The organism is Thioalkalivibrio sp. ALgr1 (assembly GCF_000378285.1).
Taxonomy (GTDB): Bacteria; Pseudomonadota; Gammaproteobacteria; order Ectothiorhodospirales; family Ectothiorhodospiraceae; genus Thioalkalivibrio.
On sequence record NZ_KB905137.1, the window covers coordinates 93441 to 101587 of the forward strand.

At 66.2% G+C, this 8147-nt stretch carries 6 protein-coding genes; 1 reads left to right on the forward strand and 5 read right to left on the reverse strand.

Annotation, left to right across the window (positions count from 1 at the left end):
* Nucleotides 1–287: 287 nt before the first annotated feature.
* From malQ to glgC, 3 genes are read right to left on the reverse strand one after another with little or no spacing between them, the layout of a single operon-like run.
* Complete coding sequence (malQ, locus tag F466_RS0112280) at nt 288–1757, reverse strand: 4-alpha-glucanotransferase (RefSeq protein WP_018139592.1); 1470 nt, start codon at nt 1755–1757, stop codon at nt 288–290.
* A complete protein-coding gene (locus F466_RS0112285; protein WP_156820971.1) occupies nt 1757–3436 on the reverse strand; it encodes a glycoside hydrolase family 57 protein in 1680 nt (559 codons plus the stop codon). Before F466_RS0112285 ends, malQ begins: the two co-directional genes overlap by 1 nt.
* Nucleotides 3437–3488: 52 nt before the next feature.
* A complete protein-coding gene (gene glgC, locus F466_RS0112290; RefSeq protein WP_018139590.1) occupies nt 3489–4754 on the reverse strand; it encodes a glucose-1-phosphate adenylyltransferase in 1266 nt (421 codons plus the stop codon).
* A gap of 68 nt (nt 4755–4822) precedes the next feature.
* Here glgC and glgB point away from each other — a divergent pair, with 68 nt between their 5' ends.
* Nucleotides 4823–7033: a 1,4-alpha-glucan branching protein GlgB gene (glgB, locus tag F466_RS0112295; protein WP_026296463.1), complete on the forward strand. Its 2211-nt coding sequence runs from the start codon at nt 4823–4825 to the stop codon at nt 7031–7033.
* Between the two features lie 281 nt (nt 7034–7314).
* On the opposite strand, the gene F466_RS0112300 is transcribed toward glgB, so the two are convergent.
* Together F466_RS0112300 and F466_RS0112305 are read right to left on the reverse strand one after the other, a co-directional pair.
* Nucleotides 7315–7746 carry a restriction endonuclease gene (locus tag F466_RS0112300; protein WP_018994256.1) on the reverse strand — a complete coding sequence of 144 codons (432 nt, stop codon included), beginning with the start codon at nt 7744–7746 and terminating at the stop codon, nt 7315–7317.
* A gap of 115 nt (nt 7747–7861) precedes the next feature.
* Nucleotides 7862–8147, reverse strand: a 286-nt coding sequence (locus F466_RS0112305) for an integrase core domain-containing protein (protein ID WP_018994257.1), incomplete at its 5' end; no start/stop codon positions are given.

Below are 8147 nucleotides of genomic sequence, written 5' to 3' on the forward strand. Positions count from 1 at the left end.
CGGCATTCTCCGGGATACGGGGCAAGCTGGCAATGATGGCGCCCGGGTACGCGCACGGCGCCCTGCGGGCGCCCGGGGGTGGGATTGATTCGGGCTCGCGCCCTCACCCTTCGGGCGTCGCCGCTCGCGGCGACGTCCTGCGGCGGCTGCGCCGCCTTGTTGAACCCACGAGGGACGTGAATCCCTGCCGGTTTTCAAGACCGGTGCATTCAACCGCTCTGCCACCCCTCCGGTGGCCGGCATTCTCCGGGATGTGGGGCGGGCTGGCAATGGCGGGCGGGAAGTCGCTACAGGCGGTCCGTTTCGCGCGCCAGGGCCTGCAGTTCGGCGGCGCGGTCCTCGGGCACCTGCTTCCAGGAGAAGCGCCAGCGCCAGTTGCCGTCATCCATGGTGCCGGGGCGGTTCATGCGGGCCCGGTTGTCCAGGCCGAGTGCGTCCTGCATCGGCAGGATGGCCAGCTGTGCCACGGAGCGGTAGGCGGCGCGGATCAACGGCCACGGGATCTCCTCGGCCCCGCCCTCGTTCAGGGTGTTGATCACGTGCTCCTGCATCTCGGGGGCGAGCGATTGAAACCAGCCCAGCGTGGTGTCGTTATCGTGCGTGCCGGTGTAGACGGCGCTGGCCTCGTTGTGGTTGTTCGGCAGGTACGGGTTGTCCTCGCCACCCTCGAAGGCGAACTGCAGGATACGCATACCCGGCAGGTCGAAGTGTTCGCGCAGCGCGGTGACTTCAGGCGTGATCACCCCGAGATCCTCGGCCAGCAGCGGCAGCGTGCCCAGCTCGTCTTCCAGGCGGCGAAAGAACGGCTCGCCCGGGCCCGGCACCCAGCGGCCATTGGTCGCGTCCGGTTCCTCGGCCGGGATCCCCCAGCTCGCCTCGAAGCCACGGAAATGGTCGATGCGGACGGCATCCAGGGTTTCCAATGCCCAGCGCATGCGGTCGACCCACCAGCGGTAGCCGGTGGCCTCCAGCCGGTCCCAGTGGTACTGGGGGTTGCCCCAGCGCTGCCCGGTCTCGGAGAAGTAGTCCGGAGGAACACCGGCGACGGTGACCGGATGGCCCGTCTCGTCCAGGGCGAACAGGTCACGATGAGCCCAGACATCGGCCGAGTCGTGCGCCACGAAGATCGGCATATCGCCCAGGATGAGGATATCCAGATCCTTCGCCTGACGACGCAGGTCCTGCCACTGGTCAAAGAACACGAACTGGGCGAAGCGCACCCGCTCCAGCTCGTCGCGCGCCTCGTCCTCGATCCGCTCCATCGCGTCCGGGTCGCGGTCGCGCAGCACCGGGTCCCACTCCCACCAGGGCCGATCCTGCTCGCGTGCGCGGATCACCACGAAGCGGGCGTAGTCGTCCAGCCAGACCGGCCCCTGCTCCTGACAGAACCGCTGATAGGCCTCTCGCCAGACGGCCGGGGTGTCATTCAATCGGGCATGCGCCCGGGCCAGCATGGCCTCCCCGGTGCCGCTGTCCGCCGACAGCCCAACCCGCTCGGCCAGCAACCGGGGATCGATCAGGCGCGCATCACCCGCAAAGGCGGAGATGCACGCGTAGGGCGAGCCATCCTCATGCGGGGGGTGTAGCGGCAGGATCTGCCACAGCGTGAAGCCTGCCCGACGAGCCCAGTCGAGAAAGGCGTAGGCCTCGCCGCCGAGCGTCCCGACCGGCTCGCTGCCGGGCAGGGAGGTGGGATGAAGCAGCACGCCCGCCCGCCGGCGCTGCATCAGCGGGTTGGCATGGCCCTCGCCGACCATCAGTCGCCCTGCCCCTTGCGCATCGTGCCGCCCGCGGACGGATCACCCCCGCCGACCGAGAGCACCTCGCCCAGCGATTCGGGGACCGTGAGGTTGGCAAGCTGATAAAGCCGCGCCAGATGTCGACGATAAAGCTGCTCGAAGTCACTGACCGAACCGGCCGGGTTATACGCCCCGAACCACCAGCACCAGTCCGACCCTTCGCAGATGGCCAGTTGCTCGCGCAGTTCCGGTGTATCCAGCGAGGGGTCCTCGGCCACGGCCTGGTCTACCGCCTTGCGGGCCGCGATCAGGCTGTCCCAGCCCCGGTTCTTGTCGGGGTCGCCGATCCAGGTGGAGAACGTCCCGTATACCCAACTGCCCGCGACCAGCCCTGGCAGCTCGCCACGATCGCGATCCTTGCCGCTGCGCCGGCAGACGTCGGCAAAGGTGCAAAGATTCAGTGTGGCATGCTGCGCCAGGCGCTCGTACAGCGCATTGAGGAAGTGATAACCGTTCTCGGGGTAGTACTCCCAGGCGTTCTCGCCATCCAGGATCACCGAGACCACCCCACCCTGGGGCGAAACGGCGGCGATGTTCTCCAGGTGGTGGATGAAGTCCCCCACCGCGTCGTCCGCATGCCAGTCGGCATAGCGAAACCCGATCGCATCGGACAGCCCGTCGTCACGGAAAAACAGTTCGATGTCACTGCCCTGCAGTTGATAGGGGCGGTGCAGCCAGCCTTCCTCTTCGGCGGAGCCGGTGTTGGACTCGGCCGTCTCGCCCGCCGCCGCCAGGCTGTTGGCGAGCACCGTCTGGCCGCTGGCCGTCCAGCACAGCTTGTATTCGTCCAGCAGGCGTATGGTCGCCTCGCTCAGGCTGCCCTCGGAGGGCCAGCACCCGCGCGGGCGGAAGCCAAAATGCTTCTCGAAGACCTCGATCCCCCGATCGATGTGCCAGCGCACCCGGGCCTCCCCATCCGGATAGGCGGGGGCCTTGGGCAGTTCCACCTCCGGCATCGCCTCGCGGGCAGAGGCCAGGTCAATCATCAGCGGCATGATCGGGTGGGCATACGGGGTAAACGACAACTCGACCCGACCACTCTCCGCCAATTCCCGATAGCGCGGCAGGATGCCCTTGACCTCGTCGCGGATCAGCGTCAGCAGACGCTGACGCATGCCAGGTTCGAAGTTCGTATCCGCCTTCAGCCAGCCGCGCACCTCGGGATAGGCCCAGCGAATGGTCTCGCCCAGCCAGGCCAGGTGGTAACAGGTAGCCAGATCCTGGAAAAAGCGGTCATCCAGATGCCCCAGCAGCAGCGGCTCCTCCATCGCCTTGCGCGCGATATCGGCGAGGCGCTGGAACAGCGGGAACGGCTCGATCATGCGCGGGGCATGCGCCCGCAGGCATACCCGCAGGATCTCCTCGCGCTGCGCAGAGTCCGTCGGCACCGCATCCATGTGCAACAGGTCGAGCACCGGGTCGCCAACAAGCTGGCGCTCGCGCACGCAAGCGTCCAGGCGCTCGCCATAGTCCGCCAGTTGCTCCAGCAGGATTGGCGCAAAATTGACCACCGCGCGCGCCTTCGGGCAGGCCTCCAGGTGGGCGGCCATGTCCGTGTAGTCCTTCAGCGCATGGAGGTACGTCCAGGGCAGCGCGTATTCACCCGCGCCGCTCTCGAAGTACTGTGGCTGGTGCATGTGCCAGCACAGCACCACATCGAGTTTGGGTGGGATCGGCACCAGTGCAGTACTAGCGCACATGATGCGTGGCCTGTCCGAGCATCTCGGGGGTTACCACCCGTACACCTTCGGGCGATATGTAGTAGTCGCGGGCATCCGCCTCGTCGTCCACACCAATCTGGGTCCCGTCGGGCACCCTGCAGCCCTTGTCGATCACCGCCTTCTGGATTACGCAGTCCTCGCCCACCTTCACGCTGGGCAGGATCACCGAGTCTTCCACCGTCGAACCGGCGTTCACCTGCACGTTGGAGAACAGCAGCGAGTGGCGGATCGTGCTGCCCGAGATGATGCAACCCCCCGACACCATGGAGTCGATCGCCATGCCGCGGCGATCGTCGTCGTCAAACACGAACTTCGCCGGCGGCAGCTGCTCCTGATACGTCCAGATCGGCCAGTCGGAGTCGTACAGATTCAGTTCGGGGGTCACGCCGATCAGTTCCAGGTTCGCCTGCCAGTAGGAGTCGATCGTGCCGACATCACGCCAGTAGCCCTGGCGCACGCCCTGCTCGTCGCGGAACGGGTAGGCCATCACCTGATAGCGATCGATGATGCCGGGGATGATGTCCTTGCCGAAATCGTGCGTGGAGAAGGTGTCATCCGCGTCCTTGATCAGCTGCTCGAACAGGAACTGCGTGTTGATCACGTAGATCCCCATCGAGGCCAGCGAATGGGTGCTCTTGCCCGGGATGCTCGCCGGGTCATCCGGCTTCTCCGCAAACGAGGTAATGCGGCTCGCGGCATCGACGCCCATCACCCCGAAGGCCTTGGCGCGTTCACGCTCCACCTCCAGGCAGCCCACCGTCATGTCCGCCCCGCTCTCCACGTGGAAGGCGATCATCTGGCCGTAGTCCATCTTGTAGATGTGGTCCCCGGCCAGGATTAGCACGTAACTTGGCGCGTGCTGACGGATGATGTCGATGTTCTGGTAAACCGCGTCCGCCGTACCCTGGTACCAGGACGTCTCGATGCGCTGCTGCGCCGGCAACAGCTCGATGAACTCGCCGAACTCCCCGCGCAGGAAGCTCCAGCCGCGCTGGATATGCTGGATCAGCGAATGCGCCTTGTACTGCGTCAGCACCGCCACCTGACGGATGCCCGAGTTGATACAGTTGGACAGTGGAAAGTCGATGATGCGGAACTTGCCGCCGAACGGTACGGCCGGCTTGGCCCGCCAGAGCGTCAGCTGCTTCAGCCGCGATCCGCGCCCACCGGCGAGGATCAGAGCCAGGGTCTCGCGGGTCAGACGACTAACAAAACGTTGCGGTTGCGGATTCATGCACCCATCCTTGCCATTAAACCTCTCCGGGGCTGTGACCCCGATCAAACACCGAGCGTGATTCGAGTATGACAACAGCCTCCAGCAAATGCATCACACCCGTTGCCGAAACCCTCGCGCGTTTGCCGGAGGCGCGCCTCCATGATCCACACAGCGTCCTGGGCCTTCATGCGCTGGATCAAGAGACTGCCTGCTACCGTGCCTGGCTGCCGCACGCCAGCGAGGCCTCGATCACACTTTCGGGCGGATCCGAAGAACCGCTCACGCCCAGTACCAAAATCCCGGGACTCTTCACCTGGCAGGGCAAGGGCAATGCCCTCCCCGCGCACCCGGCGCTCCGCTGGAAGCCCGAGGGTGGCACGCAGACATTACAAGCCGTTGACCCGTGGAGCTTCACCCCGGACATCCCCGAATTCGACCGCCACCTGTTCGCCGAAGGCCGGCACTGGCACGCCCACCGCATGCTCGGCGCCCACCCGGAGACCCGCGACGGGATCGACGGCGTGCGCTTCGCCGTCTGGGCCCCGAACGCCGAGCGCGCCTCCGTCGTCGGCGACTTCAACCGCTGGGATGGCCGTTGCCACCCGATGACCGTGCACCCGGGCAGCGGCATCTGGGAGCTGTTCATCCCGGGGCTGGACCGCGACACCCTGTACAAATTCGAGATCCGCAACCGCGACCACGGCACCATCCACGTCCGCACCGACCCCTACGCCCGCGCCTACCAGCTGCGCCCGGAGACGGCCGCGCGCATCCAGCCGCAGAGCGACTACACCTGGGGCGACGACGAATGGCTCCAGAACCGCGACCCCGAGGGCTGGAAGCACCGCCCGATGAGCATCTACGAGGTGCATCTCGGCTCCTGGCAGCGCAGCCCCGAGGGCCAGTGGCCCAACTACCGCGAGCTGGCGGAGCGCCTCGTGCCTTATGCCCGCGACATGGGTTTCACCCATCTCGAGCTGCTGCCGATCACCGAACACCCGTTCGACGGCTCCTGGGGCTACCAGAGCACCGGCTTCTTCGCCCCCACCTCGCGCTTCGGCGACCCGGACGATTTCCGCTACTTCGTCGACCAGGCGCACCAGGCCGGGCTCGGCGTACTGCTCGACTGGGTGCCCGGCCACTTCCCGCGCGACGAATTCGCCCTCGCCCGCTTCGACGGCACTGCACTGTACGAACACGAAGATCCGCGCATCGGCGAGCACCGCGGCTGGGGCACGCTGATCTTCAACTACTCCCGCCCCGAGGTGCGCAACTTCCTGCTCTCCAGCGCCCTGTGCTGGGTCGAGGACTTCCACCTCGACGGCCTGCGCGTGGACGCGGTCGCCTCCATGCTCTATCGCGACTACGACCGCGAACCGCACGACTGGCTGCCCAACATCCACGGCGGCAACGAAAACCTGGAGGCGATCGACTTCCTGCGCCACCTGAACGAGACCGTGCAGACCGCGCACCCGGGCGTGGTGATGATCGCCGAGGAATCCACCGCGTGGCCGGGCGTCAGCCGCCCGCCGTCCATGGGCGGACTCGGTTTCACCATGAAATGGAACATGGGCTGGATGCACGACACCCTGACCTACTTCGGCATGGACCCGATCTACCGCCACTATCACCACAACCAGCTCACCTTCGGCCAGATCTACGCCTACAGCGAGAACTTCGTTCTGCCCTTCTCCCACGACGAAGTCGTGCACGGCAAACGCAGCCTGCGCGGCCGCATGCCCGGCAACGAATGGGAACAGCACGCCAACCTGCGCCTGCTCTATGCCTGGCAGTGGCTCTACCCCGGCAAGAAGCTCCTGTTCATGGGCCAGGAATTCGGCCAGGGCCCGGAGTGGTCCGAGGACCGCGAACTGGACTGGTACGTCCTGCAATACCCGCTGCACCAGGGCCTGCAGCAGCTCGTGCGCGACCTTAACCAGGTCTACCGCGACCACGCCGCCCTGCACGGCCGCGAATTCGAACCCGACGGCTTCTCCTGGCTGGACTGCGACGACGCCTCGCACTCCACCCTCAGCTTCCTGCGCCGCGACATCCACGGCCAGGAACGCATCGTCGTGCTCAACCTCACCCCCATCGAACGCGGCGCCCACCCGGTCCCCGCGCCGCACCCCGGCCCCTGGCGCGTCGTGCTCAACACCGACGCCCAGGCCTACGGCGGCGACTCCCGCGGCCCCGCCCACGCCCACGCCGAACCCATCGAGCGCAACGGCCACCCCGCCACGCTCTACCTCCACCTGCCGCCGCTGACCGCCCTCCTCCTGGAGCCCGCCGGTTGATCGCACGCTGCTACCGGACAGGCCCAAATCGGCCAGAGGGCTGGCCTCCTACACCAACCACAACCCGTCTGTAGGAGCGCAGCCCCCTGCGCGATGCGGCATTAGACATAACCCCCATCAGCCAGAAGACCACCCACCCACATGCCAACACCCGCCCCTGTAGGAGCCGAGCCCCCTCGGCGATACCCACGCCCGAATACCGCACCAAACCCGCCCAACAAAAAAGGGCCCATCCCAACAGGACAGGCCCTTCTCACACTCGACCAAGAAAACACAAACCGCTAACCACGCCCCTCAACCAGCGCCTGCGTCTCGCCATCCAGCGCACCCCAGTGGCTGCGCAACCGCTCCGCCAGATCAGCCGGCTCCAGCAGAATCACCGGCATCGCCAGCTCCGCCGCCTGCTCGCGCGCCTCCGGCGCAAAGCCGGCCAGGCTCACATACATCCCGCGATCACTACCCATGCGCCCCGAGACAAAGGCCTCCAGCTCCGGCGGCTCCACCTCGCTGTCGCGATCGCGCGCCACTCCCACAATCAAGCGCGGCGCATCGTCACCGCCGCGTGCCGGGGCCACCACATACTCCTGCCACACATCGCGACCATCCGCCGGCGCATCCACCAGCACATACCCCATCCCGCGCAACAAGCCTTCAACCACACGCCCAATACTCGCGGTCCCCAACCCCGCCAGCCGATCGACCCACTCATCCATCACAACCCCTCCAGTTCACAATTCCCCGCACGCTAATCCAAACCCCATCACAAAACCACCCACCCCCTGCAAGCTTCGAAGGCTCACTCTCTTCATCTCCCACACATTGTAGTGGTCAAGTGATTTCGGACACCTCGATCGGTGTTTCGGCTGTCCATTTTCGCTCGTAGGCGTTGGGCGACAGGTAGCCCAGGGTCGAGTGCCTTCGGCGCTCGTTGTAGAAGCCGACGATGTAGTCGGTGATGTCCCGGGTGGCCTCGCCGTGATTGGCATAGTCCCGTCGCCAGACGCGCTCCATCTTCAGGTTTAGGAAGAAGCGTTCGGCCACCGCATTGTCCCAGCAGTTACCCCGCCGGCTCATGCTGGCCCGGGCGCCGTGCTGCACCAGCAGACGCCGCCAG

What these genes read in the sequence shown, in the direction of transcription:
- malQ (WP_018139592.1), bottom strand. Translation starts at nt 1,757, where the DNA reads ATGGTCGGCGAGGGCCATGCCAACCCGCTGATGCAGCGCCGGCGGGCG.
- glgC (WP_018139590.1), bottom strand. Translation starts at nt 4,754, where the DNA reads ATGAATCCGCAACCGCAACGTTTTGTTAGTCGTCTGACCCGCGAGACC.
- glgB (WP_026296463.1), top strand. Translation starts at nt 4,823, where the DNA reads ATGACAACAGCCTCCAGCAAATGCATCACACCCGTTGCCGAAACCCTC.
- F466_RS0112285 (WP_156820971.1), bottom strand. Translation starts at nt 3,436, where the DNA reads ATGCACCAGCCACAGTACTTCGAGAGCGGCGCGGGTGAATACGCGCTG.
- F466_RS0112300 (WP_018994256.1), bottom strand. Translation starts at nt 7,746, where the DNA reads ATGGATGAGTGGGTCGATCGGCTGGCGGGGTTGGGGACCGCGAGTATT.